Annotated in this window: 34 protein-coding genes and 2 pseudogenes; 8 read left to right on the forward strand and 28 right to left on the reverse strand. The window is 38.7% G+C overall.

Features of this window, described 5'->3' with window-relative positions; all coding sequences use genetic code 11:
* Positions 1-183: 183 nt before the first annotated feature.
* The 3 genes from BPOF4_RS08415 to BPOF4_RS08420 form a co-directional block, all read right to left on the reverse strand.
* Entirely contained in the window at positions 184-411 is a 228-nt protein-coding gene (locus BPOF4_RS08415) for a hypothetical protein (protein WP_012958693.1), read from the reverse strand.
* 284 nt (positions 412-695) lie between these two features.
* Positions 696-863 carry a sporulation histidine kinase inhibitor Sda gene (gene sda, locus BPOF4_RS21625; protein WP_012958694.1) on the reverse strand — a complete coding sequence of 56 codons (168 nt, stop codon included), beginning with the start codon at positions 861-863 and terminating at the stop codon, positions 696-698.
* 28 nt (positions 864-891) lie between these two features.
* Entirely contained in the window at positions 892-1,614 is a 723-nt protein-coding gene (locus tag BPOF4_RS08420; protein WP_012958695.1) for a hypothetical protein, read from the reverse strand.
* A gap of 366 nt (positions 1,615-1,980) precedes the next feature.
* On the opposite strand from BPOF4_RS08420, the gene BPOF4_RS08425 reads away from it, so the two are divergent.
* Both BPOF4_RS08425 and BPOF4_RS08430 read left to right on the forward strand, forming a co-directional pair.
* Positions 1,981-3,000, forward strand: a complete 1,020-nt coding sequence (locus BPOF4_RS08425) for a DUF3231 family protein (protein WP_012958696.1) — start codon at positions 1,981-1,983, stop codon at positions 2,998-3,000.
* On the forward strand, positions 2,966-3,463 hold the full coding sequence (locus BPOF4_RS08430; protein ID WP_218959104.1) for a hypothetical protein: 498 nt from the start codon (positions 2,966-2,968) through the stop codon (positions 3,461-3,463). Before BPOF4_RS08425 ends, BPOF4_RS08430 begins: the two co-directional genes overlap by 35 nt.
* A 34-nt stretch (positions 3,464-3,497) precedes the next feature.
* On the opposite strand, the gene BPOF4_RS22445 is transcribed toward BPOF4_RS08430, so the two are convergent.
* From BPOF4_RS22445 to BPOF4_RS08490, 14 genes are all read right to left on the reverse strand, one after another.
* On the reverse strand, positions 3,498-3,659 hold the full coding sequence (locus BPOF4_RS22445; protein ID WP_012958698.1) for a hypothetical protein: 162 nt from the start codon (positions 3,657-3,659) through the stop codon (positions 3,498-3,500).
* 24 nt (positions 3,660-3,683) lie between these two features.
* Positions 3,684-4,118 (reverse strand): hypothetical protein, encoded by a 435-nt coding sequence (locus BPOF4_RS08435; protein ID WP_012958699.1) that lies wholly within the window; start codon positions 4,116-4,118, stop codon positions 3,684-3,686.
* Between the two features lie 33 nt (positions 4,119-4,151).
* Entirely contained in the window at positions 4,152-4,673 is a 522-nt protein-coding gene (locus BPOF4_RS08440; protein ID WP_012958700.1) for a GrpB family protein, read from the reverse strand.
* Positions 4,674-4,919: 246 nt separating this feature from the next.
* Entirely contained in the window at positions 4,920-5,693 is a 774-nt protein-coding gene (locus tag BPOF4_RS08450; protein ID WP_012958701.1) for an alpha/beta fold hydrolase, read from the reverse strand.
* A 92-nt stretch (positions 5,694-5,785) separates the two neighbouring features.
* Positions 5,786-6,055, reverse strand: coding sequence for a hypothetical protein (locus BPOF4_RS08455; protein ID WP_012958702.1), 270 nt, complete (start codon positions 6,053-6,055; stop codon positions 5,786-5,788).
* 235 nt (positions 6,056-6,290) lie between these two features.
* On the reverse strand, positions 6,291-6,710 hold the full coding sequence (locus tag BPOF4_RS08460) for a DUF3139 domain-containing protein (RefSeq protein WP_012958703.1): 420 nt from the start codon (positions 6,708-6,710) through the stop codon (positions 6,291-6,293).
* Complete coding sequence (locus tag BPOF4_RS08465; RefSeq protein ID WP_012958704.1) at positions 6,710-6,970, reverse strand: hypothetical protein; 261 nt, start codon at positions 6,968-6,970, stop codon at positions 6,710-6,712. Before BPOF4_RS08465 ends, BPOF4_RS08460 begins: the two co-directional genes overlap by 1 nt.
* Before the next feature lie 15 nt (positions 6,971-6,985).
* On the reverse strand, positions 6,986-7,366 hold the full coding sequence (locus BPOF4_RS08470; protein ID WP_158305559.1) for a hypothetical protein: 381 nt from the start codon (positions 7,364-7,366) through the stop codon (positions 6,986-6,988).
* 282 nt (positions 7,367-7,648) lie between these two features.
* On the reverse strand, positions 7,649-8,203 hold the full coding sequence (locus BPOF4_RS08475; protein WP_012958706.1) for an HPP family protein: 555 nt from the start codon (positions 8,201-8,203) through the stop codon (positions 7,649-7,651).
* Positions 8,204-8,295: 92 nt separating this feature from the next.
* The gene (locus BPOF4_RS21940; protein ID WP_012958707.1) at positions 8,296-8,457 is read right to left on the reverse strand and encodes a hypothetical protein; all 162 of its coding nucleotides are present in this window, start codon (positions 8,455-8,457) and stop codon (positions 8,296-8,298) included.
* Positions 8,458-8,482: 25 nt separating this feature from the next.
* Entirely contained in the window at positions 8,483-8,755 is a 273-nt protein-coding gene (locus BPOF4_RS08480) for a hypothetical protein (RefSeq protein ID WP_012958708.1), read from the reverse strand.
* Between the two features lie 20 nt (positions 8,756-8,775).
* Positions 8,776-8,916: an NUDIX hydrolase gene (locus BPOF4_RS22175; RefSeq protein ID WP_012958709.1), complete on the reverse strand. Its 141-nt coding sequence runs from the start codon at positions 8,914-8,916 to the stop codon at positions 8,776-8,778.
* A 1-nt stretch (position 8,917) separates the two neighbouring features.
* Positions 8,918-9,433 carry a GNAT family N-acetyltransferase gene (locus tag BPOF4_RS08485; protein WP_012958710.1) on the reverse strand — a complete coding sequence of 172 codons (516 nt, stop codon included), beginning with the start codon at positions 9,431-9,433 and terminating at the stop codon, positions 8,918-8,920.
* 50 nt (positions 9,434-9,483) lie between these two features.
* Complete coding sequence (locus BPOF4_RS08490; protein WP_012958711.1) at positions 9,484-10,896, reverse strand: aminotransferase-like domain-containing protein; 1,413 nt, start codon at positions 10,894-10,896, stop codon at positions 9,484-9,486.
* Positions 10,897-11,023: 127 nt separating this feature from the next.
* Between BPOF4_RS08490 and BPOF4_RS08495 the strand changes: the two genes are divergently transcribed.
* Complete coding sequence (locus BPOF4_RS08495) at positions 11,024-11,923, forward strand: DMT family transporter (protein ID WP_012958712.1); 900 nt, start codon at positions 11,024-11,026, stop codon at positions 11,921-11,923.
* Positions 11,924-11,946: 23 nt separating this feature from the next.
* Here BPOF4_RS08495 and BPOF4_RS08500 read toward each other — a convergent pair whose 3' ends face one another.
* The 6 genes from BPOF4_RS08500 to BPOF4_RS08525 all read right to left on the reverse strand — a co-directional run bounded on the left by BPOF4_RS08500 (position 11,947) and on the right by BPOF4_RS08525 (position 16,934).
* On the reverse strand, positions 11,947-12,483 hold the full coding sequence (locus BPOF4_RS08500; RefSeq protein WP_012958713.1) for a hypothetical protein: 537 nt from the start codon (positions 12,481-12,483) through the stop codon (positions 11,947-11,949).
* A 43-nt stretch (positions 12,484-12,526) separates the two neighbouring features.
* Complete coding sequence (locus tag BPOF4_RS08505; protein ID WP_012958714.1) at positions 12,527-12,892, reverse strand: VOC family protein; 366 nt, start codon at positions 12,890-12,892, stop codon at positions 12,527-12,529.
* A 119-nt stretch (positions 12,893-13,011) separates the two neighbouring features.
* The gene (locus BPOF4_RS08510) at positions 13,012-13,575 is read right to left on the reverse strand and encodes a GNAT family N-acetyltransferase (RefSeq protein ID WP_012958715.1); all 564 of its coding nucleotides are present in this window, start codon (positions 13,573-13,575) and stop codon (positions 13,012-13,014) included.
* A 159-nt stretch (positions 13,576-13,734) separates the two neighbouring features.
* Entirely contained in the window at positions 13,735-14,850 is a 1,116-nt protein-coding gene (locus tag BPOF4_RS08515) for a cysteine desulfurase family protein (RefSeq protein ID WP_012958716.1), read from the reverse strand.
* A gap of 22 nt (positions 14,851-14,872) precedes the next feature.
* Entirely contained in the window at positions 14,873-15,832 is a 960-nt protein-coding gene (locus BPOF4_RS08520; RefSeq protein WP_012958717.1) for a DMT family transporter, read from the reverse strand.
* A 274-nt stretch (positions 15,833-16,106) separates the two neighbouring features.
* Positions 16,107-16,934 carry an STAS domain-containing protein gene (locus tag BPOF4_RS08525; protein ID WP_012958718.1) on the reverse strand — a complete coding sequence of 276 codons (828 nt, stop codon included), beginning with the start codon at positions 16,932-16,934 and terminating at the stop codon, positions 16,107-16,109.
* A gap of 166 nt (positions 16,935-17,100) precedes the next feature.
* Between BPOF4_RS08525 and BPOF4_RS08530 the strand changes: the two genes are divergently transcribed.
* Positions 17,101-17,472, forward strand: coding sequence for a hypothetical protein (locus BPOF4_RS08530; RefSeq protein WP_012958719.1), 372 nt, complete (start codon positions 17,101-17,103; stop codon positions 17,470-17,472).
* 27 nt (positions 17,473-17,499) lie between these two features.
* On the opposite strand, the gene BPOF4_RS08535 is transcribed toward BPOF4_RS08530, so the two are convergent.
* Together BPOF4_RS08535 and BPOF4_RS08540 are read right to left on the reverse strand one after the other, a co-directional pair.
* Positions 17,500-19,638: a heavy metal translocating P-type ATPase gene (locus BPOF4_RS08535; RefSeq protein WP_012958720.1), complete on the reverse strand. Its 2,139-nt coding sequence runs from the start codon at positions 19,636-19,638 to the stop codon at positions 17,500-17,502.
* Positions 19,631-20,005 (reverse strand): ArsR/SmtB family transcription factor, encoded by a 375-nt coding sequence (locus BPOF4_RS08540; RefSeq protein WP_012958721.1) that lies wholly within the window; start codon positions 20,003-20,005, stop codon positions 19,631-19,633. Before BPOF4_RS08540 ends, BPOF4_RS08535 begins: the two co-directional genes overlap by 8 nt.
* Before the next feature lie 195 nt (positions 20,006-20,200).
* Between BPOF4_RS08540 and BPOF4_RS08545 the strand changes: the two genes are divergently transcribed.
* The 4 genes and pseudogenes from BPOF4_RS08545 to BPOF4_RS21630 all read left to right on the forward strand — a co-directional run bounded on the left by BPOF4_RS08545 (position 20,201) and on the right by BPOF4_RS21630 (position 23,348).
* The gene (locus tag BPOF4_RS08545; RefSeq protein WP_148229507.1) at positions 20,201-20,584 is read left to right on the forward strand and encodes a GntR family transcriptional regulator; all 384 of its coding nucleotides are present in this window, start codon (positions 20,201-20,203) and stop codon (positions 20,582-20,584) included.
* Positions 20,574-21,446: an ATP-binding cassette domain-containing protein gene (locus tag BPOF4_RS08550; protein ID WP_012958723.1), complete on the forward strand. Its 873-nt coding sequence runs from the start codon at positions 20,574-20,576 to the stop codon at positions 21,444-21,446. Before BPOF4_RS08545 ends, BPOF4_RS08550 begins: the two co-directional genes overlap by 11 nt.
* 1 nt (position 21,447) lies before the next feature.
* A complete protein-coding gene (locus tag BPOF4_RS08555) occupies positions 21,448-22,176 on the forward strand; it encodes a hypothetical protein (RefSeq protein ID WP_012958724.1) in 729 nt (242 codons plus the stop codon).
* 591 nt (positions 22,177-22,767) lie between these two features.
* Positions 22,768-23,348, forward strand: a pseudogene (locus BPOF4_RS21630) (group II intron maturase-specific domain-containing protein).
* Positions 23,349-23,425: 77 nt separating this feature from the next.
* On the opposite strand, the gene BPOF4_RS08565 reads toward BPOF4_RS21630, so the two are convergent.
* The 3 genes and pseudogenes from BPOF4_RS08565 to BPOF4_RS22640 all read right to left on the reverse strand — a co-directional run.
* Positions 23,426-23,704 carry a hypothetical protein gene (locus tag BPOF4_RS08565; protein WP_012958726.1) on the reverse strand — a complete coding sequence of 93 codons (279 nt, stop codon included), beginning with the start codon at positions 23,702-23,704 and terminating at the stop codon, positions 23,426-23,428.
* 253 nt (positions 23,705-23,957) lie between these two features.
* Complete coding sequence (locus BPOF4_RS08570; RefSeq protein WP_012958727.1) at positions 23,958-24,857, reverse strand: cation diffusion facilitator family transporter; 900 nt, start codon at positions 24,855-24,857, stop codon at positions 23,958-23,960.
* 192 nt (positions 24,858-25,049) lie between these two features.
* Positions 25,050-25,199, reverse strand: a pseudogene (locus BPOF4_RS22640) (YjiH family protein); the annotation flags it as partial.
* Between the last annotated feature and the right edge of the window lie 11 nt (positions 25,200-25,210).

Raw genomic sequence — 25,210 nt, forward strand, 5'->3', positions numbered from 1 at the left:
CGAATGATTGGAAGTTAATTCAAATGGTGTGTCAGGTTTCATAACATGGTTTTTTTGGTGCTAATAAAAATAACGGTGCTAGAATTCAGCACCGTTACGTTTCATAAATCCTTATTCAATTATGACTCCCTGAAATCGAAAAACTTGTTGTATGGATCCAAAAATATTCCTATGTATACACTTCTAGGACAAATAATCTTTAAAACGATCCATGTTCATATAGAAAACAACAGATAATATAAGGAAAAAGATCGGAGAACCTAAAAGCACAAGAAAAAAGATATTTAACCCCGAAGGAAGCCCCACACCTTGAGACATAAAGGAAAGAAGGATATTTTCCCCAACAAGCACAATGATACAAATGAGCATGGTTGTTAGAAAAGCAGCAAATACCGATTGAATCAATTTCATGTAAAACGCCCTTTCAAGTTAAACAGGGACATACATCCAATATTCTATAAAAACAAACATTATATGTCCTTATTCATCATTACTTTAACCTTAACAAAAAAACATAAAATACAATAGAGGTTTTACTTACCGCTCTTTAATCTCTTAAGACATTACATAAATAAAACCCTAAAGCACGCTGGGGATTTAACCTGTTTAGCGTGTAAGGGTTTAATTGATTTGAGGAGCTTTGTAGCAGAAATATAAAGGTGTATGCTTTCGAAGTTTCTTAGACTGCGGCTCTTTTACTTTAAGTCATCTTTATGAATTCCACGTATTTCAAGTTCCTCTTCTAATAAGGAGATAAATGTATGATCAAGACCTTTTTTCAGGGACATATGATGTGCTTCTAATAAGAAGTCATCACTGAAATTTTCAAAAAACCTTCTTGAATACTCTTCATTATTAAACATGTATGTTAGCTCCAACTCCCTTGTAACCCTAGATATACTGAAGATTCTTGGTGCTTGGCCATTTTATGATATGTTCAAATAATTGTACGAGTTCTTGCAGGTGATGAATTCCGTTCTCTATTTCCTTATAAGCTGCTGTTCTATAGGTGCTCCAAGCAATGGTTTTAGCTTGATTGTAAACAAATGAAGCAGCGGAAGCTCCTTCTATTCGTTTGATATACTCTTTTTCTTCTAATATAAGCACATATCTTTTTACTGTAGGGGTAGTGGTATGAAATCCATACAGCCTTTTAATTTTCTTTTCAATTTCCGTGATCTTTAACGGAATTTCTTCATTTTTAAAGATCAGTAAAATATAAAAAGGAATAACATGAGCATAATTAAGATATTGAGACATAAATGCATAATTCGTAAGCTTACTCACCCTGGCACGTTTTGATTCGAGTAAAGGCTTGAGGGTATGAATATGCCTTTTCACTTCTTCGGTCCAATCAGTGGCCTGAGTTATAAGATAATTACGGCCTAAGGGAGTTAGTCGATAGGATTGATTTCCTGATGAACTCCCATAGGCTGGTTCTATGTACCCTTGATTTAATAACGATATATAACAGGACTTTTCAATTTTAGGTGAAGGCGGCTGTAGAAATGTGGATGAACTACTTTGATACAAATTTACGTAAAAAGTGGATCCAAAGGCGACTTTAGCAAGGATAAAGTATCTTTGAAGCCTTCTTATTTGTAAATTTTCCATATACTTGACCCCTCTCCTAATTTAATCATTAAATGACAGTAATGATGATTATACCTTAGGAAGCTTACTATTTATCTACCCAAATTCAAGTGAAGTAAACCCATTAAAACCATCTTTTTCCAAATCTATTCGAATTTTCAGTTTATAGATGTATCTTATATAAGCATATCAACCATGTCTATACAATTGGTGTCCATTTCAGCTCCGAAATTCGACCTCTCAAACAACGTTTACTCCTTTTTATACGGCTTTTCCCCCATTCCAGCTAATAACGATAATTGTCCTGATTCTTATTGTTCTATCCATTTAAATGAAGTAATTTAGCTGATATTGGGGATACTAAGGGTAGGAATGGAGGGAATTAAAGTGAAGAATGATAAAGAGCTTAGGTTAACTTCTTCAGAGTTAATGAACTTGTGGACACAATATTTAAATGATTCAGCTGCCTCTCAAGTTCTGCATTATTACTTGGAACATGTAGAGGATGAAGAAGTAAAGAAAGTACTTAAAAAGGCGTTAAACAGCACCACATTACACGTAGAATTTATTGAAAAGCTATATAAAAAAGAAGGTATTGCTAAGCCTATAGGTTTTTCTGAAAACGATTTAGTAATGGGTGCACCTAGATTGTTTTCAGATACGTTTTATATTTATTACCTTCTACATCTATCCACATTAGGAATGGCTGCTGGCGGGGTTGTCATAAGCACTTCTAGCCGTACAGACATTGTAGAATTTTTCAGAAAAGTAACTCGGGATGCAGAGGATCTTCACTGTTTAATTAAAGAAGTGACAAAAGCAAAAGGTATACATAACAGACCCCCTTACATTCCGTATCCTAAAGAAGCTGTGATGGTAGAGGATCAAGATTATCTAGGAAGCATGTTCGGTAAACAAAGGCCTCTTAATACAGTTGAATTAACTCACATCTTTACGAATATACAAACGAATACAATAGGTAAGACTTTAATGGTTGGGTTCTCACAGGTTTGTCATTCTGATAAATTACGCAGCTATATTTTACGTGGGAAAGACATTGCTAATAAGCAGGTAGCCATTTTTAGAAAGCTGCTTGAAACAAATGATATTCCTGTTCCAAGTCCATGGGATTCTGCTGTAACTGAATCAACAGTTGCCCCTTTCTCTGATAAACTAATGCTGTTTCACATTACGGCGATGTCCGCTGCAGGTATAGGTAATTACGGGGCAGCCATGGCTGCTAGTCCTAGAAAAGATATTGGCCTCAAATACGCTAGGTTATTAATGGAAATCTCTCTTTATGCTGAGGACGGTGCCAATTTAATGATTGAAAATGGCTGGTTAGAACAACCCCCACAAGTACCAGACCGCAATGAATTGGCTAATAAGTCAAAAGGGTATGAATAAAAAAGTAGAAGCGGTTGCCTGGAACTTGTTCTTTCCGGGTCTTGCTCAAATCACAGTGACAAAAAGGTTAGGAAAAGGAGTCTTTTTCTTTTTACTTGCCCTGCTTATTAATATTAACGCTAGAATTAATGAAATCGTCATTCTAAGTCTTAAAGGTGAGACTCAAAGGGCTGTTGGGGTGACCGACTATCAGTGGCTCTTGTTTTACTCCTGCTTATATTTTTTTGCTTTGTGGGATGGGTATCGCGAATGCGGGGGAATAAATGAACAGTATGCTTTTATTCCTTTTGTATTTTCGGGGTATATGACGACGATCGGTATTGTTTTTTCTCCAAGTATACATCTATCAGGCTTTTTATTAGGTCCGTTATGGCTGCCTGTTATTGTTGCGGTCATTAGTTTTTTGATAGGAATATTGCTGCGCACTATTTTATTGAAGTTACTTAAAAAACGGCCGGGTTAAATTCCCGGCCGGCACTATGTAATGTTCTGTCCTTCTATTGCTCAAAATTCTTCTTTTCATATGTAAGGATAAAATAGTCAAATCTCATAGCGATATAGATCAGTACCATTGCACTTATTCCTTGCCACATCCCGCCAAAAAATAAGCCAATGAGAGCGCCTATTAGAATATAAGAGGTTAATTGTTTACCTAGCATCAAGAGCCTCCTCTTTCCACAAGCCTAATGCTCTTTAAGAAATTTAATTGCTTCCTCAAGTGAGTCTGAATAAAAAACTAAATGGCGTGGGCTTGTCATAACTTTTGTGGCAATCAGATCATATTCTGCAAAAGAAATAAGATTAAAGAAATGCTTGAATCTATGTTTTTTCTCTAATGCTTTCTCCTTTGCTTTAATTTCATTATGGCTAATCCTAAATAATAGATAGCTGGGCTTGGTGTAAGAGTTGAGGTTCATCTTCTCTTCAAGTTCGATTAAATACTCTTTATCGCTTGTACTTCTCGTTAAATTACACGAAAAACCTACTTTATCAACATGATCATCAATTTTATTCATGATTTGGTCGTAATCTTCATCTGACATTTCCTGATCAGTCATAATAGCTAAACTGTACCAGATTTCCGGTTCTTTATTCGTATTCTTTCGCTTTCTAAACATAGTAAGGGTACTTCCTCTCATAAAAGACTGCATTTAACAACTTCTGTTTTTGTACCAAGCTAATGCTTTTTTCTCGAGTTCTTTAATAAACCCGTCTTTCCCCTTTATGTACTGATTAATATTATATGGATATAGTTGAGCTAGTACTTGCTTTTGCTTCATGTATCGGCTGGCATCTTCTGCATGATGTATAAGGTAATCTCGGAAAGCCAGATGTCTGAAGATGTGTGGGTCACCTGTTTGAAAGGTATGGATATGATGCGTTCGATCATCTACGCCTTTCATAAAGAACCTTCTTCCAGGAATTCCGTTTTCCCCGCAAGCTATGTACTCTAGCTTTGCAAATAAATCATTATATTGATCTGTCTCATTAATATCAACTACTTCCACAAGAATATCGATAACAGGTTTAGCTGCCATTTCAGGTATAGCGGTGCTGCCAATATGGCTGACTCTAATACATTGTTCACCGAGTATTTGTTGAATGTTTTCACGTTCACGATAAAAGGCATCCGGCCAGTCCTTTTGATAAGGTACTACTTGTACTTTTCTCATTTCCCTTACCAATCCCTCCATTCAAACAAGATTACATAAATCATCCCGGTCAATAAATAAGTGGTTAAAAGAGTGATGAGCAATTGAATGAGTTCATTAGTTATACCATTTGTAAGTACGTTTAATATAGCAGTGAAAACAAAATAGAGCACTGTGTATAGGACGATGCTTTGGAATTTGGTCGCTGTCTTCCTTTCAATTGTCCTGGCAATCATTAGATTGATATGAAACACGTGAGACATTGCTTTACCTGCTTTCTAAAAAATGATCAATATAAGCATTCACATCTCTTGGGTTATCTAAGTTCGTAGCATGATGAGCATGTTTTATTACTTTTAATGTAGATTTTGGAATCATTCGATTCATGTGCACTTGCTGGTGCCGTACCAGGATATCGTATTCGCCGTATAAAATTAAGGCAGGACATAGGATCTTCTCTAGATCTTTACTAGAATCCATTCGAGTAACAGCATCCCAAATCTTCACCCAATTTTTTCGTGGAAGCATACTGACCGTTTCTTTTATAAAAACTTTATTGTCTGGATTGTACGTTGAAAAAAAGCGCGCTTGCAATCTGGCAAAAATACTCATAGATAGATAACGATTTGATACTAGGTTCATTGGATAGAGCCACTTCTCGACCCAATTGAACTGACTCGTAAACGGGGCACCAATTAAAATGATTGAATCAACTCGCTGGGGATACCTAATAGCAGTTTGGATCGAAATATGTCCTCCCATAGAAAGCCCGCATAAGGTTGCTTTTTCTATCCCTAAATGATCTAGTAAACCGATCAAATCACGTGATAAATCCTCTGTATCAATTCTTCCAGGCGGAAGGGTAGATTCCCCATGCCCTCGGACGTCCCATACGATTACTTGATAATGGTTTGAGAAATACTCTACTTGAGGATCCCAGAGTTTATGGTTCCAGGAAGCCCCGTGCGTAAAAACGATCGGCTCACCTTCTCCATGAACTTCATAATACAGCTCAACATTATTTACGTTACAAGCAGGCATCTGTATCTCCTCCCTTAATGTTGTATGCGACTATAATCTTCTCCAGGTTTCTTTATTCTACTTTAGTGACAAAATAAATTAGAAATCAGTTCCTACATCCAAAAAGCAAAATAACACCAGACTATGACGAGGACGGCGCTTAGTAAGATCGTCCACCATTTCTCACTGCGAATATATGCCTCTATTCCGTTCACTAGTGACATAACGATTAAAACATAGAAGACAAGATTGGCGTAAATGCCTTCAAAGCTATTCATGAAGCCTAGAATGAGTGCAGCGATGGTTGCAAACAGTAATAATGTATGGATAATTGCAAAAGGAGTACTAACAGGATCTTTTTGATCTTTAAATAACTGTCCCATTTTATCATCTCTTTCTATTTAAGCAGTTAATTAACTCAGGGAAATGAGTCAGTTGGGTGCTTCATTGTATTTTTTAAATGTGCAATTATTCGTATTTATTTCATTATTGTTTTATGTCGATAATGATTGCGTCAGTTAGCGCTTATTGCGCCTGTTCAAACAATAATAGTGTAAATGTCCTCTTCAATTGTATCTTCTTTTTCATTTATTGCGCCGGTCCACACTCATGAATGATTCAATCTCGGTTATCAAAGTACCCTATACAATCCTCTTCACTATGTTTTGTTTCGTCCGTAGTCATTTCTCCATAATGACGGGGAGCGATCAACGTTTCCTTCTGGCAAAATTGAACAACGTTTTTTCCTTTTTTCGTGAATCCATATAAATATTCAAGCTGAGGCTCGTCTGCAAACACAACTTTGTAATGACCATGATAGACATCATTATTTATAGGATGTTTTGGCTGTAGATATGCTTGCTCGATAATATCTTCCTCTGGATAACCGAGTTCTACTAAATGCTGAGGGATATGCTTGTTTACAAGGTATTTGTGATAAGGGTTTCCGTTATTTAAGATGTAAAATAAGCTGATAGGTATTAGAATCACGGCCGCTGCCAACAGACTAAACATGATTAATAAAATTCTCTTGACCATCAATCTTCCTCACTCAACCCATCCACATACTTTTTGCCTTCGACTAGAGATAGACCTAATTCATCCCTGGCTAATTTAACCGCTTCTACCCTTTGTCCTTTCTTAAGTAGTTCACGAATCTCATCATCAACTGGCAAACCTGTTACACCAACTTGATCCGAGATTTGATCTAACTTATATTCTATTTTTTTAAGCCGCCTATCCGTGGTGCTAATTGATAATAAAATGAAGCTTAAAATGAATAAGATAATATAGTCCATGAAATCGCCTCCTTATCACCATCCCAAAAAGTAAACACCGCTTCCGTATACACTTAAGCCTATGGCACCCATAACAACTATTCCACTGAGCCCTCGATTTTTCTCCCACATTAAGAATCCTTGTCCGACAAGGTAGCCTGTGATAAACCAAGTGCCGATTAAACTAATAAAGGGTCTGCTAATGACAGTGCCAATAAACATGAGCAAGGTCCCCATTACTCCTAAACCGGCAACTACCACAATCATTGGCTTAGTCTTTAATTCACTTTTCAACTCTGATTTTTCATCAGGAGTCATTTTATCGGGTTCAGACGTAAAGATATATACTAGGACCCAAATAATAAATATGATAAAGAGTAAATCTCCCATAAATGCTGCCTCACTTCCTGCTTCCACAAACGAGGGTGTAATACCAATCTCTTAAAAATACCAATTACTTGTCATTCTACCATAATCACACCAAATCAATTCTAAAGAAAACATAAAGGATGGAATGGATGCAAAACATCTTTTCAAAAAAAGAGCAGCCGCATATTTCGCAGCTGCACGACTCGCCCTTCTTAGCCCTAAATTTTTGTGAATCTGTTCATATATATTCCCCTGATTCGCTTTATGCTTCAACTATATCCCAGAATTAGAGCTGTTTTTCACAAATCAAGCAAATTTAGGCTTTTCCTGCTAAATCCATTGCTTAGGGTACTGCCTATCTTTGAAAAAATTATTGTATAGGACGGAAATGATAATCAGTACAATCGAGGTAACGGCTATGGTGACTAAGAAGCCCCAGCCTGCTTGTGTGTTAATAGCAACCATACCGCTTGCCGCTGCCGGAGGATGCACAAGCTTCATGACTATCATTAAAAATAATATCACGGCCAATGTGATCCCAATTGTTAAATGATTTCTACCAAAGATATCCCAGATTGATAGTGCGGTTATTGAGGCTATTAAATGACCGCCGAATATTTGTCTTGGCTGCGAAAACGGACCTGCATGAGCTGCAAAAACAAGTAAGCAGCTAGCTCCCATTGGCCCTAAAATCATCGGGTACCCTAAGAGCATTGCAATTCCACTAATAACAAGGATAGCAATAAAACTGCCTGCTGCACTAACCATGCTATCTTTAATAGGAACACTAGAGGTTCTAACTTGATCGCCTTTCATTTTGCTAAAGTAATGATAAAGCGTTGTGTAAGCAGTTTGAGTTTGCTCTTTCTTTATGTCTCTCTCCACATCTCTCTCCCCTTTTAATACTGTAAATCAATAAATATGTCCTTAAACAGTGTATAGGATATAGCAAGAGGATGTAACCCAATAAATATACTTTAAGTGTTGTTTTCTTTCTTTAGTGAATTAAGTTTATCCTCGATCCGCTGCAGCTGTTTGTTTCGTTTGATTGATTGTCTTATAAAGAATATCACCACTGCTGGAATGGCAATCAATGTGATTAGAGCAATGAATTGATATAAGATGGTTCCCCAGTCCATATTTTCCCTCCCCCTGTATTTAACGTTAATCTTTTGGCAGTTTTCTTTCTACGAGTTTCCACATAACCCAGCCAAATAAGAGTCCGCCAATTAGAAATGCAAATAAAATAGAAGCGAAATCGATGATCCATCCATTTGTTATATACATTGAAAGATTCATTCCATGTTCAATAAAGTTCATAAATAAATAGAAAAGAACAGCTGTAGTAATTCCCCAGCTCAACACACCTTCTGTCAAAATAAAATGCCATTTCCCCTTATTTTTAATTTCTTCTAAAGTTTTCTTTTGCCTAAACAATCATTTCACCGCCAACTGCTTTAATTCATATCCCCAATATAAACGGGAGACTGTATTCCCTGTACGTATAGATAGAAGCATTCTTCATTCATTTGATTTTTAGTAAGTAACACACTTCCTTTTTGGATAATGATGACCTTAGCAGAGCTTCGTATATTCATGTCAGTCTCCTTTAAACAAATCAAGATGATCCCAGCCGTATACGAGATCAATTATCTTTTCGCCTCTAATCTCTCCTTCTACTCGATCTATCAGCTTGCCGCCAATCGCTTCATAAAAGTAGCGTGATGGATTACCTTCTAAGACAAGACAAAGCATAGATTGATAGCCGGAACATATCATTTCATCTACCACTTGACGCACTAGGTGCACACCTATTCCCTGCCCTTGATAATCCTTTAAAAGATAGATGATATGTAGTTCTCCATCATAACCTTCATAATTTCCGCTTCGCTCTTTTCCTCCAGCAGCAAAGCCAATCACTTCACTGTTATCATTTTCTGCAACAAACACATGGCCTGTTGGGATTTGCTTAATCCAAGACTTCTCGCGTTCTTCATAAGAGAGACCTGCTAATAATTTATCAGAAAATAATCCTTTGTAAGTCGTTCGCCAACTGGCTACATGGACTTTTGCAATGCCTGCTGCATCAGCTACGTTCGCTTTTCGTATATTCAACAGTCCCACCCCCTTCTATATTTTACCACTTCAAATAAGGTAATCCTACTTTAAATGTTCTTCAGCATTTCCCCTAGTTTACGAATACCAGCCTCTATTTCTTCGTATGCGGCAAAGCCGTAAGAAAGTCTAATGTATTGTGTTGAGTGCTTGTCATAAATATTTCCAGGGTTGATGAGGATTCCTGCAGTTAGTGCTTTTTCAAAAAGGTGTTTATTTTGAATAGGCGGCAGGAACTTTAACCAGATGAAAAAGCCCCCTTTTGGTACTTCCCATTCTGCCACGGTGCTAAGATGTTTGGATAGAGCGTTTAAAGTCATATCCCTTCGAACCTTAAGTTCTTGTCTTACTTTGGCTAAATGGAGTTCGTAATTCTCGCTCTTAAGCCATTCAGCTGCTACGTGCTGGGAGAGTGAGCTTGAGCCGTAATCCGTTTGCATTTTTAAATCGGCTAAGCGGTCAATCACAGATTCTGGTCCGACAACCCAGCCGATCCTAAGTCCAGGTGCAAGTGTTTTTGATAAGCTGCCTACATACAGAACATTTCCATATGTATCACTTGCTTTCAGCGGTTTAGGCGGCTTTTCATCGATCCATAAATCACCGTATACATCATCCTCAATGATTGGTATTTGCTCGTCCTCACATAGCTGCATTAAATGTTCACGTCTTCTTTCGCTCATTACATAGCCGGTTGGATTATGAAAAGTCGGGATGGTATATAAAACAGAATGTGCTTTTGTGTTATGCAGATCTTTCATACCTTTAGGAATAGGGCCTTCTAAGTCTGCAGGTATAGTTGCTAATTTCATCCCGCCTGATTGAAAGATCGAGAGGGATAGTACATAAGAAGGCCTTTCAACGTAAACAGTTGAGCCCTTATTTAATAGTCCAATTGATATTAGCTGCAATGCCTGGAGGGCGCCGGATACAATTAATACAGACGATGGTGATGCTTGAATCCCTTTTGATTTAAGCTGATGGCATATTGTCTCTCGTAACTTTAGATTTCCTTTAGGTTCCTCATAACCCAGTGAATAAAAAGTTGAGGAGACGTTCTGCACTATATTCTGAAACGCTGCTTTAGGAAATAAATCAGGGGAAAGCTCGCTTTTTCCTAGTTGAATAAGTTCTTCTTTTGCCTCTAATTCATTGATCATTTTGACCGTTTTCATACTTTCCTTATGCATACCTAGCGTTATATTGCCGCTCCAATTAATCGGTTTATCTACTTTCATAAGAGACCAAGTATTATTGGCGACAATCGTTCCTTTGCCTACGTGTGACACTAGCAACCCGTCAGCTTTTAATTCTTCAATCGCAGTGATAATGGTGCTTCTATTAACTTGAAAAAGCTTAGCTAACTCACGCTGGCTCGGAATTTGGCTGCCGATGGTCCATTCGCCGCCTGTAATTTTTGCGGTGATTAAATTCATCACCTGCTTATATTTTGATTGCTTCACTTGGTACCCTCCTTACATTCAAATTGGTTGGGTTTTTATTTTCTGACTGGTTGGAGACATTGTACCATCTGCCTTCTACAATAGAAATCAATGAGACAGATTGGTTGGTAATTTAAGGGGGATATATATGAATCGAAAGGCTGTTATTATGGCGTCTATTACCATTTTAATATGGGGTTCAACATTTGCGGCGATTCGTGCGAGCTTACAGGGAGGATATGATGCGGGACATTTAGTGTTAGTGCGTTACCTCATTGCTTCAAGCTTATTTTTACTCTATGCTTTGTGGCCAAAGGTAAGCTTTAAGCTTCCCCACACACGTGACCTCCTACGTATTGTTGTACTAGGCTGGGTCGGTATCAGCCTCTATCATATCGGGGTCACTTTTGGGATGGAGACCGTTTCAGCAGGGACAGCTGGAATGTTGATTGGTGCAGCCCCTATATTTACTGCATTAATTGCTTTAATCGGATTGAAAGAAAGGCCGAATGCTGCAGGCTGGTTTGGTCTAATCGTTGGATTTACAGGGATCTTACTCATTACATTAGGTACATCAAGCGAGGGGTTTTCAATTTCTACGGGCGCATTTTTTGTATTAATGGCTGCAGTGGCGACTTCAATCTTCTTTGTATTCCAAAAGCCGCTATTAATGCGCTACAGTCCGATTGAATTAACAGCCTATTTTACTTGGGCAGGAACGATTCCCTTTTTCCTTTTTGCACCAGGGCTTGTCACTTCTCTTCAACAAGCTAGTCTTGAAGCACATCTAGCAGCTTTATTTGTAGGGATTTTTCCGGCGGGCATCGCTTATGTAACATGGGCCATTGCGTTATCCAATGGGAATGCTGGTGCTGTAACCAGCATGATGTATGCCGAACCTGTGATTGCGGTTATTGTTGCATGGCTTTGGCTGAGTGAATGGCCAGCTGCCCTTTCTCTAATCGGGGGCGCGGTGGCATTGTCAGGTGTATTGATTGTACAGCTTTTAGGAAGCAGGCCCAGACAGACAAAACAGAAAGCTGCTTAAATAAGAAAAGTCCGAGTAGAACTCTACTCGGATTTAGTCCTGCTTCTTTTTATTAACAAGAATAGAAGAATAGCTGAAATGATAGTAATGAGTACAAATATCGGGATATAAAAGGGATTTCCGTTCACAGCTGCTGCCTCTTGGTTCTCTGCTGTAGCTGGTTCAAACTCTTCTCCAAGAGAGGAATCTTTATAATCAGTTTCTGAATCAACTTGAGTGACCGGACTGCATGGGCTGTTAATATAATTGTGATCGTCGACACTTAAGTAAATCAGATAGGTCTGATCCTTTTGGAATTCATAGCCCCAAGTATAGTCCACGTCCATCTCCATTTTAGAAGGAACTTGTTGCTTCCAGCTCTTAACCACTTCTACTTCAACCGGATACATATAATCATTTGGTTTTTTATTAATATTAGTAACTGTCCCGATAATAGCAAGATCAAAATAATTGATTACAGGCTCTTCAAACTCAATACAACTAAGGGCATGAGTTGAATTGGGCGATAAAACAGTTAGCATTACGATCAAGAAGGTTAGCGGAATGAGTTTTTTTATCATTAGATCCCTCTTCCCCATCGTTGATTAATTGGTTGATTTTGAATTACTTGATTTCTTGAATCATCTCTACTCGATTACCAAATGGATCTCTAAACTCAAAGCGTTCAAAGCCAGGAATCGGCACGGAGTCAAAAATCTCAATCTTGTTCTCTGATAAACGATCTCTCCAAAAAGAAATATCCTCTACCTGATAGGCCACATGGGCTTTCGTTGATAGTCTGTCAAAGCCTTCTTCTGTTCCTACATGTACTTGGAGGCTGCCAGCTTCAAGCCAAAAACCGCCTCTACCTTTCAGTGAATCAGGTTTCTCCACTTCTTTAAGCCCTAAAATATCGCAGTAAAAGGATTTCCCTTCTTCCTCTGCTCCTTTAGGTATCGTTATCTGAACGTGATCTACCCCTAAAATCATATACATTCCTCCTGCTTGATTAGTAATCTTACTTTTATTATAGCAGAAAATTCCAATATTCTTAGGGTTGCTAGATAAATAGGTTTTAGGCAGCTGCTAATTGATCCAAAGCTAGCTATTTAAGGAGTAATAGAGTAAATACATGTATCCGTCAGCTTGCTGCCGTCTGCGGACCTATCTTCGTTCTTTAAAATGCCTTCTAAGTTCAACCCTAGTTTCTCAGGAATCGCACGACTTTTTACATTCGTTGATTCACAGCGGATTTCTATACGGTTAAATTTCATTTGATTAATACCAATTTTTATTAACTCTTGAACGGTTTCGATCATATATCCATTGCCGCTATACTTTGTGTTTATCCAATAACCTATTTCACATTTAGGAATACGCCAATCGACGTTCTCAAAGCTTGCCACTCCAATAAATTCTTTTCTTTCTTTCGTTAAAATAAGATAACGAAAATAATCTTTTTCAATAAATTTTTGATAAGCAGTCTGCCAGGATTTCTCGGTTTCATCCTCAGTAGGTATATTCTGAACAAATGGCAGCCAAGGCTTTAATTCTTGAATAGATTCGATTATTGCTTGATGAATAATAAGGCCATCACCTTCTTTTAAAGGGGCACGTAAACATAATCTTTCCGTTTGAAATGATTTAGGTGCTTTTCTTGGTAAGGTATTCATTGTTTTTCATCCTATTCTTAGTCTTTATACAGTTGTACACTTATCTAATGAACATATAACGTCACTACATTGATTAAAGTTACAAAGTCTACCAACATTTATTCTTATAATGAAATAAGCCAAACCTATGACGGTTTGACTTCTCCCTAACTTTAGCTATTAGATTTTTTTCATATGCTCTAACACATATTCGATCTCTTCTTTTGTTGTGTACTTTCCTAAGCTAAATCTTATCGCTCCCATTCCCTCTTCTTCTCTTACTCCCATTTCGCTTAACACGGGTGAAAGGGTTACTTCTCCTGCATGACAGGCAGAGCCTGTTGATGCGGCAACTTGTGACAGCTGTGCTAATACCTCTTGTCCGATACGACCGATCATATTAATATTCAGTGTGTTTGGCAGGCGGTGGTCAGGGTGGCCGTTTAATGAGATCTTCTCTTGAAAATGTTCCTTTAATTCTCCCCAGAAATAGTCTCGCAGCTGCTTGATTTCTTCGTTTTGCTGCAAGTTTTCTTTTGCTAACCTGCACGCTTCCCCTAAAGCTGCTGCAAAAATGACATTTTCCGTACCAGCGCGCAACCCTCGTTCATGCCCGGCACCATGCATAAAATTGCTCAGTTTAACTCCCTCACGTATGTATAGCGCTCCAATTCCTTTAGGGGCATAAAGTTTATGTCCTGCGAAGGTTAAGAGATCTACATGTAAGTCATCTACGTCGATCTCAACTTTTCCAAGAGATTGTGACGCGTCAGTATGAAATAGAATTCCTCGTTCTTTAGCCAGCTTTCCTATTTCTTTGATCGGTTGAATGGTTCCAACCTCGTTATTTGAGTGCATAACCGAAATGAGAATGGTATCCTCTGTTATTGCGTGTTCAATTTCATCAGGATCTACACGGCCATACTCATCGACTCCAACCTGGGTGATTTTTGCCCCATTCTGTGATAAGTAGCGGCAAGGCTCTATAACAGCAGGATGTTCAATGCTTGTTGTAATAATATGGTTACCTTGATCTTTGTAATGATCATAAACTCCTTTTAACGCATGGTTGTTAGATTCTGTGCCTCCGCTTGTGAATATGAGCTCTTCAGGGTTCGCACCGATTAGGTCTGCCATTTGTGTTCTCGAGTGTTCAACTGCTCGCTTTGCATTTCTGCTAAACCCATGCAATGCGGATGGGTTTCCGAAATCATTTTCTAATAAGGGCAGCATGACCTGGCGTACTTCAGGTGCAATCGGCGTACTTGCATTGTAATCTAAATAGACTTGCCTCATGATCTAACATCCTTTCAACGTATTATCGACTCATGCTTTTATGAAGGCTGCTCGCTTTTCTTAACCGTTTATACAAGTAGTCTGGATTAGATGCTAAGATGACTCCGGTTAAAATCGCAGCTCCGCCGATCACCTGATTCAGTGTTAATGTTTCTGCGCCGATTATAACCGCAATAATGGCTGTAAACAAAACAATCAGGTGCAGAAAATTTGATGATTTAGCCGGACCGACTTGAATAATTCCCTCGTTCCAACACACAAACGACACAATGCTTGGAAAAATAGCGAGATAAACAACACCTAAGATCACCTCTAGCGGCAGTTCTGCAATGGCTGCCGGTGCGTAGGTTCGTTCAAATAAGAAAAAAGGAAAGAGCCCGATTATACCGATGTACATTGTAACGAGAAATGTCGGGCGCTTCGGCAGCCCGACGCTGAATTTTTTCATGACAACCGAATAAATTGACCAGCAAAAAACACCGACTAACACGATAAGGTCTCCCGGGTTAAAGGTCAAGCTGAGCAAGCGCTCAAAACTACCTTGTGAGATCACAATGATCACCCCAACAAGTGAGACCATCACTCCGGCAAATTGAACCGCTGAAAAACGTTCTTTTAGAAAGAATACAGATAAAATAACGATTAATAACGGTGACAGCGAATTAACGAGTGATGCATTGATGGAGGTGGTGTATTGAATGGCTATGTAAATTAATGAATTAAAGCCAGCGACTCCTGTGAACGCCATTAACGTAAGTACTTTCCAATTTGCTAAAAGCACTGTCTTATGTTGTCTGAGCTCTTTATAAACGAATGGCAAAAAGAATAGACTTGCTAATGTCCATCTTATTAAAGATAGCTGCAGCGGGGGTACGTATTCTACGATTAAACGGCTGAAAACAAAATTAGTCCCCCAGAAAAATGTTGCTAATACTAATAAGAAATAAGGATATCGCTGAATAGTTGAAAGGATCGTACTCACCTTAAAGCCCCCTCTAGCACATTAACTGATAAAAGTATTTTAATAAGGATAACATATTTCGGGTATCTAGTGTTTGAATATTCTAACGGATTCAAAAAAAGAGGCTAAGATATCATTAGAGTGTTTGACTCAGGATAGGACCGAAATACGAATCTAGCGGATAAGATATAGAGAGCCTCCCTCTTCTCTCCTCCATCAGACTATAATTTAAGTGAGAATTTAACAAATAAAAAGAGATGAACGTCAATCTTATTGTTCATCTCTTTTTATTCATTTATTTATTAATAAGTCTTGATAATGCTTGTGATAAAGACGAAAAAGACTTCACTTCATTAAATCGAATGCCTAGTTGAACGGCTGTTTGGGCAATTTCTGGACGCATGCCTGACAAGCTTGTCTCTGTACCGATCAATTCAAGGCCGCTGATGACATGGAAGATTTGATTGGCTACCATTGTATCAATAATTGGTACACCAGACAGATCAATGACAAGATGTTCCACTTGTAAGTCATTACATTGCTTCAGTGTTTTATCGAATATGATTTTGGCTCGGTATGTATCAATATCCCCAACTAATGGCAGAATAGCAATTTGGTCTTTAATCAGAATTACAGGTGAGCTAAGCTCTGTAATCATTTCTTGCTGTGACTGTAGTAGGCGTCCTTGCTCTTGTAAATGACGCTTACTGAATTCTTGAATAATCGATTTAAACGCATTGCGGATCACTTGATTCCACTCATTCACTTCCGCGTGAGAGGGCTTGTTATCTAGATACTCGACATAATCTTGAATTAAGTCATGGTATATAATCTTTACATTTAAAAATCCGCCAATGATTTGGTCTAATGGTGTATTAAGGTGAGATTGGTCTTTCGCAATTTCATCTAACCAATCATTAAATTTCGCATGTGTACTCGTGGTATTTCCATTAAATAATTCACAAAAATTAACATGGAATTGATGATTTTGTTCTTTTAATTGATTAATCTCACTCTCATTTTTCAAACTGTATACGCCTTCTAATGAATGATCTAGATTTGCATACCATTTTTCCGTTAAATCCCAAGTTCTCTCTTTAAAAAATTCATACATGCTAAGCATTCCTATTACCCCTTTTTTTTATCATTAATTCTATTTTGCTATGAAGGTTTAAAATAAGCAAGCTTTTATCTATTACCTGTTTATTAACATGTGTAAACTTAAAAACAAATGGTGTTAATGTATAGTAGTATGAACAAATATAGGTTTTAGTAGAAAAGGAGAACAAATGATAAGAATAGTAAGTTTTGGGTGTAGCTTAATCCCAGCTGCCTTTTTGTTTCATTTTTATGAGTATAGCCAGCACCTTAGGCAAGAGGATGCCAACTTCTTGTTTATAGCTTCATTACTGTTTGTAGCAATTGCAGGTATTCTATCAACTAAAATAGACGTGAGGTTCTTACTAGCAGCTAATCTAGTTCACTTAGTTATCTCAGTTGTACTAGCGATGTCCTTCTTACCAGCTGAAACGAGCTGGTTTAACCCAGTTGGCAGGGATATTGCAGTCGCATTGACTGCAATACTATTTATAGTGGGAATATGGATCATACGGTATGTAAGTTTGAGTCTTCAATCTTCGAGAAAGAAAACCAACGCTTAAAGCAGATGCTTAGGCGTTGGTTTTGATTTATTCGTTATCATTCATTTTCATTAGGCGTAAGCTGTTTAGTGTAACTAATAGCGTCGCTCCCATATCTGCAAAAATAGCCATCCACAATGTCAGCCAGCCGGGTATGATTAAAAGTAGAGCAAATGCCTTAATAGCAAGAGAAAAAGTAATGTTTTGCTTAATAATCGTGAGTGCCTTGCGGCTTAATAGAATCGTATAAGGAAGTTTGCTAAGGTCATCTGACATAAGAGCGATATCGGCTGTTTCAAGGGCAGTATCCGTTCCGGCACCGCCCATCGCTACTCCGACAGTAGAAGCAGCAAGGGCCGGTGCATCATTAACCCCGTCACCAACCATTGCAACACGCTGGTGCTTATCGTTAAGCCCTTTTATATAGGTTAACTTATCTTCTGGCAGGAGATCTGCTTCAATGTTCTTAACACCTACCTGCTTGCCGATTGCCTCTGCTGTTCTTCTATTATCGCCCGTCAGCATCATTGTATCGATACCTATTTGATTAAGCTTTTGAATGACCTCTTTAGATGATTCTCTTACTTCGTCTGCCACAGCTATTAAGGAGAGAATCTCGTTTTTTGTCCCTACGACCATCACTGTTTTACCTTCGTTTTGCAGCTGGATAATGAGGTCGTGTATAGTTGATTCGATTTCTTTATGAAGATCCTGAAATAAGGCAGGGCTTCCTACGTAATACTGTACACCATCTACTTGAGCTTTAAGTCCTTTACCTGTAAGGGATTGGAATTCTTCAACCTGCACCGAGTGAAAGTCTAACCCGGAATCCTCTGCTTTACGCATAATAGCTGAAGCAAGCGGGTGCTGGGAGCCTTTTTCTATTGCTGCGGTAATTTTTAACGTCTCTGCTTCTTCACCTTTTAATGTAACGATCTCTGTGACATTTGGTACACCTTTAGTTAATGTCCCGGTTTTATCAAAAGCAATCGCACGTAATGCACCTGCTTCTTCTAAATAAACACCGCCTTTGATTAATACTCCGCTACGGGCAGCATTCCCAATCGCTGTAACGACTGCAATCGGGGTGGAGACAACAAGGGCACAAGGACATCCGACGACCAATGTGGCAAGACCAAGGTAAATCCATTCGCTCCACTCTCCACCGAGCATCATTGGTGGAATGACAATGATAAGTGCCGCGAGTATAATGATTGCCGGAGTATAGTATTTGGCAAATTTATCAACAAATGCTTGAGATGGTGCTTTTTCCGCTTGAGCTTCTTCTACTAAATGAATAATTTTAGCGATCGTCGTGTCTTCTACCCGCTTCGTCACTCTCACTTCAAGCAGACCTTCTTCATTTAATGTCCCAGCAAACACTTCATCATCCACCGATCGCATCACCGGAACACTCTCTCCCGTAATGGCTGCTTGGTTTATGGTAGATATGCCTTTTACGACAACTCCGTCCATCGCAAGTTTCTGGCCAGGCTTAACAATCATAATGTCACCGATCTCGATTTCATCTACATTGACCAACATTTCTTGCTCCCTGCGGCGAATGAGTGCTTCATTAGGTGCAATATCCATGAGTGAGGCAATGGATTGTCTTGCTTTATCCATTGAATATCGCTCAAGCGCCTCGCTAATGGCAAATAAAATGACAACAACAGCGCCTTCAATCCACTCTCCGATGAAGGCTGCGCCAATGATGGCAATTGTCATCAATGTGCTCATATCAAACTTCAATCGAATTAAGTTATTCAGGCCTTTAATAAACAATGTATATCCGCCAATTAAGATAGAGAGGATAATCAACATCAAAGGCAGTGAGCTTCCTTCTTCGACTATATAATTAGAAAGAAAACTCATCAGTAATAAAGCAATGGCAATATACACTTTAATCGTCGTTTTCTGCTTCCAAAACGGTATGTGAGGAGCGGCTTTTTCGTGTTCATTTCTAAGCTGGAGGTTTTCAAACGCTCCTGCTTTCTCAAGTTCTTTCATACTGACTGCTCCTGTAACCGTGATCTTTGAGGCTCCGAAGTTCACTTGTGCATCAGACACACCATCCAGATGCTTCACATTTTCTTCGAACGTTTTGGCACACCCTGCACAAGAAAATCCTTGAACACGATAGGTCTTACTTTCTTCCTCTGAGATTCTGGCTCGTGCTTCAGTCATGTGCCTTCCCTTCTTTCTTATGTTCTAAAGCAATTAATAGTAACTGTTTAATGTGATGGTCATCTAGTGAGTAAAAAGCAAGCTTCCCTTCTTTACGGTACTTTACAACGCCTTGCTTATGGAGAGTCCGCAAATGATGAGAGGCTGTTGCTACGGAGGAACCAATAATGTTGGCTATGTCGCATACGCATAACTCCTCTTCTTCACACAAAGAGTATGTGATCTTTGCCCGGTTCACGTCAACTATCGCCTTAAAAAGCTGCGCGACCCCGCCTAGCTCTTCCTTTTCTAATCCCTTTTTTAGACGTGTTACCTTTTCTGCATCATAGCTATATATCTCGCATGAATCGTTACTGCTCGCATTCATTCCTCCCATTCAATCAAATGTTTGTTTGAATATAGTATAGCAGGAAGAGGTTTGTTTAATCAAATGAATATTTGAATGAAATATTTCTTTTTACTCTTGTTGACATATACACCTCTATAGGATTATAGTTATATATATAACTATATAACCTTATCGTCCTTACTTGGTTATTGAGGTAAAACAAGGTGGTGATGGCTGTTGAGTCAATTTAATGAAAAGAAACCAATCTTTTTGCAAATCAAAGAAAAAATAGAGGATCAAATTTTCAAAGAACAATTAAAAGAGCATGATCAAATCCCTTCTACTACGCAAATGGTTCAATTTTATAAAGTGAACCACATCACGATTTCTAAAGGAATTAACCTGCTCGTCGATGAGGAGATTATCTATAAAAAACGAGGTGTTGGAATGTTTGTAGCTGCAGGTGCTAAAGAAAAGCTGGTACAAAAACGGAAAGATGTATTTATTGAAAACTTTGCTCAGCCTATGGTCGAAGAAGCTGATAAGTTGGGGCTGAGCGAGCAAGAACTAGATGATATTATCAAAAAATTAAAGGAGCGTGATACGAATGACCTTTAAATTAGAGCTGAACAATGTTTCGCTAAAATACAAACAATTTGAAGCATTAAGAAATATCTCCTTTTCGATTAATCAGGAAGGGATTTACGGTTTAGTCGGTCGGAATGGGGCTGGTAAAACCACTCTTCTCTCCCTCCTCGCCTCTTTTGTAGAGCCTTCATCAGGTACAATTACTATAGATGGTGAGAACCCATTTGAAAGTTCACGCATCATGCCACATGTAAATTTTATTTTTGAAGCGGACTATAAAGAGGAATATGATACGCCTTTGGACTATTTTGAATTCCATAAACGTTATCGTCCTGCCTTTGACATGACTTATGCAAAAGAACTTGCCGCAAAATTTAAGCTGCCACTTGATAAAGCAATTTATAAACTATCAGACGGAAAACAATCTGCTCTAAATGTCATCCTTGGGCTTGCAAGCAGATCAAAAATTACGATATTTGATGAGGCCTATCGAGGAATGGACGCCCCTACACGTGAGTTGTTTTATAAGGAAGTCTTAAATGAACAAGAGAGGCATCCGCGAATTATGATCCTCTCTACTCATTTAGTTTCGGAGATGGAATATTTATTTGATCACGTTTTTATCATTGAGGATGGAAAAATGGTAATTGATGAACCGTATGATGAGGTAATAAGCCGTGGGGTTACCTTTACTGGTGAGGCCGCAATAGTTGATACGCTCACTCGTGAATTGAACCGCATTCATGCTGAGCAGCTTGGGGGCACTAAGTCAGTGATGGTGTATGGTGAAGTAAGTGAAAATCTTTTAGTAGAAGCTGGACAATCAGGTGTGGAAATCAGCACAGTTACTCTTCAAAACTTATTTATCCATTTAACAGGCGAGGAGGATTAAAATGGGGATTGATAAAAATTCTAGATATAAGAAAGTTACATTAGATTTCTATTTGATGCAAATGAAATGGGTGGCTTGGTTTATCCCAAGTGTATTAGTGGTCTATTTACTACTTGGACGCTTTCTCAGAGATAGTGTGGACCTAGATCTAGCGTTTCATGCTTTTATGTATCAACCATCTAAGATCTTTATGCTTGTCTGTGGGATTATGGCCTGTTTTGCTTTCTTTAATTTCTATGTTAGAAATGGCGTGACGAGAAAGGATGTGTTTTTGGGTACATCAATCGCTGCGGCTCTTTTAGCTGTAAGCATTATCATCATCTCAACTTTACTATCAGCTGTTTTGATGCTCATAGGTTCATTGACAGCTTTTTCACCTGGAACAGGACAATTAGATTCTTTAGGTACAGATCTCAACTTGCTAACATTTATCCTATCTACTAGCTTGATCATCTTATCCTATTATATAGGAGGTTGGATCATCTCCGTTGGATTCTATAAATTCGGCTGGCTTATAGGAATGGCGTTTATTGCGGTTGGGGTTATGTTTCTCGCACTAACTGATTTATTCTGGGAAAGAGAGATTGCTCATCCCATCGCAAATTCAATCAATCTCACCTTTCCAGAGCTACCCATTTTTACGTCGCTTATTGGGACGATAGTGATCATTGCAGCTGGTCTTTGGCTCATTCGCCAATTGACAAAGCGAGTAAGGGTTAAATTACAGTGATATAAAACAGCCTGAGGGTGCTCAGGCTGTTTTTTCTAGTGCGCCCAGCATGGGTGCAATCTATAGGGTGAAAGTCCCGAACTGTGAAGGCAGAAGTAACAGTAGCTTAACGCAAGGGTGCCTGTGGTGACGCAGGATCTGAAGGAAGCGAGCGGCAAACTTCCGGTCTGAGGAACACGAACTTCATATAAGGCTAGGTATCATTGGATGAGTCTGCTAGACAAGACGAAGCCCTTTCTGCCAAAGGTGATACAGAGTAAATGAAGCAGATAGATGGAAGGAAAGATTGTACTCTTACCTGGGGAGGTCTGACTGAAAAGCCGAGCACACTCGGTAACCTATTTAGCGATAAATAGCTGAACAGTCAGAAGTCAGCAGAGGTCATAGTACTCGACTAGCTTAAGATAGTCGAGGAAGGACCGAACATTTAGGAAGAATGTGCGACTAGGCGTTCATTGTTTATGATGATACAGACAATCCAAATTGGACTTACTTAAAGGAGGAAACGGTGAATCCCGTGGGGGACTTTAAGAGGGTGGAATAAACAATGGCACAAATAGAACGGACATTCACGTGAGAGGATGTATCGAAATGATGAAACAACTGTTGTCACGGGACAATCTGATTTCGGCTCTTAAAAGGGTCGAAAAGAATAAGGGTAAACATGGTGTAGATGAAATGCCTGTAAAATCCCTACGAGCGCATCTTCTACTTAACTGGGACGAAATCCGAAATTCAATTAAAGACGGAACCTACGAGCCTATGCCAGTCAGACGGGTCGAAATCCCGAAACCGAATGGTGGCATAAGGTTACTAGGCATTCCATCTCAATGGAAGAGCGCATTGAGAAGATCAATAAATATCTCGTTGGATGGTGTGGATATTTTGCCTTGGCGGATACGCCAACTCCCTTTAAACGGCTTGATGAATCACTGAGAAGAAGACTTCGGATGTGTCTATGGAAGCAATGGAAATCACCTAAAACCAAAACAAAAAGGCTTATCTCACTTGGAGTTCCCAAGGAGAAAGCCTATGAATGGGGTAATTCCCGCAAGAAATATTGGCGCATCTCGAACAGTCCTGTTTTAAACACAACGCTTAACCTAGAGTTTTGGCGAAAGAAAAAGCTAAAAAGTCTAGTAGATAGATACAACCACTTACGTCATACCTAAGTGAACCGCCGTATACGGATCCGTACGTACGGTGGTGTGAGAGGTCGGAGGCTAGTCGCCTCCTCCTACTCGATTAATTAGATAATCATGAGCAAACACAATAGAAAAGCCATTCCAGAGAGCGGAGTCATAATCACTCTCTCTTTTTTACTTTTTGAAATAAGGTTTGCAAAAGTATTCACTCCTAGAAAAATCGTGAACACCCAAACTAATACATTTGTTGGCAAACTAAAAATGGCGTTAGTGAGCACACCCCCATGTACTAAGAATACATAACCCATAAATAAAAGAATTAAAACATTGAAAGCACTAACTATTCTAAGCGGGACAGGCAAGACTTTATAATAACCGCCCATGGCTGCTTCTCTTAGAGGGAAACCTAAGGAAAGTAGTACTTGGAAAATAGCGATGATAAAAAATAAAATCGTAACAAGTATGGTTGCGGAAATAGTTAGATCGATGGTTTACGCCTCCTTAAATAGATATTTCATATTCTATTTTACACTTTGACATATCACTTTTCTATTCTTTTCCATTTTTGATTAGAATTTTTGAATAAATGCTTTCTTAAGAAATGACGACCTTTTAACTGACTATATAAATGTACTATTAATTATCTTCTCTATAAGGATTAATATGAATCATGACTTTTTTTACATTTTGATGGGTGTTTAAAAGGTTTGATTTCACTTTTTTTGAAATCGAATGACCGTCTTCTACACTTATATGCGGTTCGACACTTACTTTAAGATCAATGACAACGTAATGCCCGTGGTTTCTTGCTAGCAGTTCATCAACTCGTTTTACGCCTTTTACACTTAAGATCGTTTCCATGAACGGCTTTGTTTTCTCTTTATCTAATACTTGTTCCATCATAATTAAGCTTGATTCTTTTCCTAACGAGAACCCTACTTTAATTACGAGCAAAGAGACGAAAATACCAGCTAACGGATCTAAATAAAGAAGTGCCGCGTTATTACTGTATGTACCAATGATCGATCCAAGCACCCCGATAAATGCAGCAATAGATGATAAGGCGTCTGAGCGGTGATGCCATGCTTCTGCTAATAACACAGGACTGTCGATCTTTTTAGCAAGTCTATATTTATATTGAAACATCACTTCTTTTACACCGATCGAAAATAGAATGACAATCAGTGCGATCCAGCCAGGTGAAGAACTTGGGGCTTCTCCTAAAAATCCTTTTGCTGAGGAAAAAGCAATTTCTACCCCTACGATGATTAATAAAATGGCCACAATAATGGTTGCGATGTTCTCAGCTTTCCCGTGACCGTATGGATGATCTTCATCTGGAGGCTTTTGTGCTGTCCGAAGGCCAAACAAAGCTGCAAATGATCCTGCAATATCGGATGCTGAGTGAGCAGCATCTGCAATCAGTGCACGGCTACCTGTAAGCCAGCCAGCAACCCCTTTTATAATAGCTAATAACGCATTTACAATAATACCAATCCAAGTAGCAGTTTCTGCTTGTTTAAAATTACTGCTCATACTACCACCTCTATAATTCTTTCTCTCGTTCAAACGTGCTAGTATATCCTACCAAACGACATTTGTGTGGGTCTATAGCAATCTTTTTGTTAAAGAGAACACTTATTATAGAAAGCTAACACTTCTAAACTTGTCCAAAAAAGTTGCCTTAACACAAAACCTCCTAAAGCATCTCGCTCTAGGAGGCATATATTACTTATAAAATAAATAAGCAATCGGCGCAGCAATTAAAATTGATAGAATGGTTCGCTGTACCCAAAGGACCAGCAGTTTAGGAATACTTATTGGAATATCAGTTGAAAGAATACAAGGAATTAAAGCTGAGAATAAGAGAATAGATGAAAAGAGCAGCA

The organism is Alkalihalophilus pseudofirmus OF4, assembly GCF_000005825.2.
In the GTDB taxonomy this organism is placed as follows: domain Bacteria; phylum Bacillota; class Bacilli; order Bacillales; family Bacillaceae_D; genus Alkalihalophilus; species Alkalihalophilus pseudofirmus.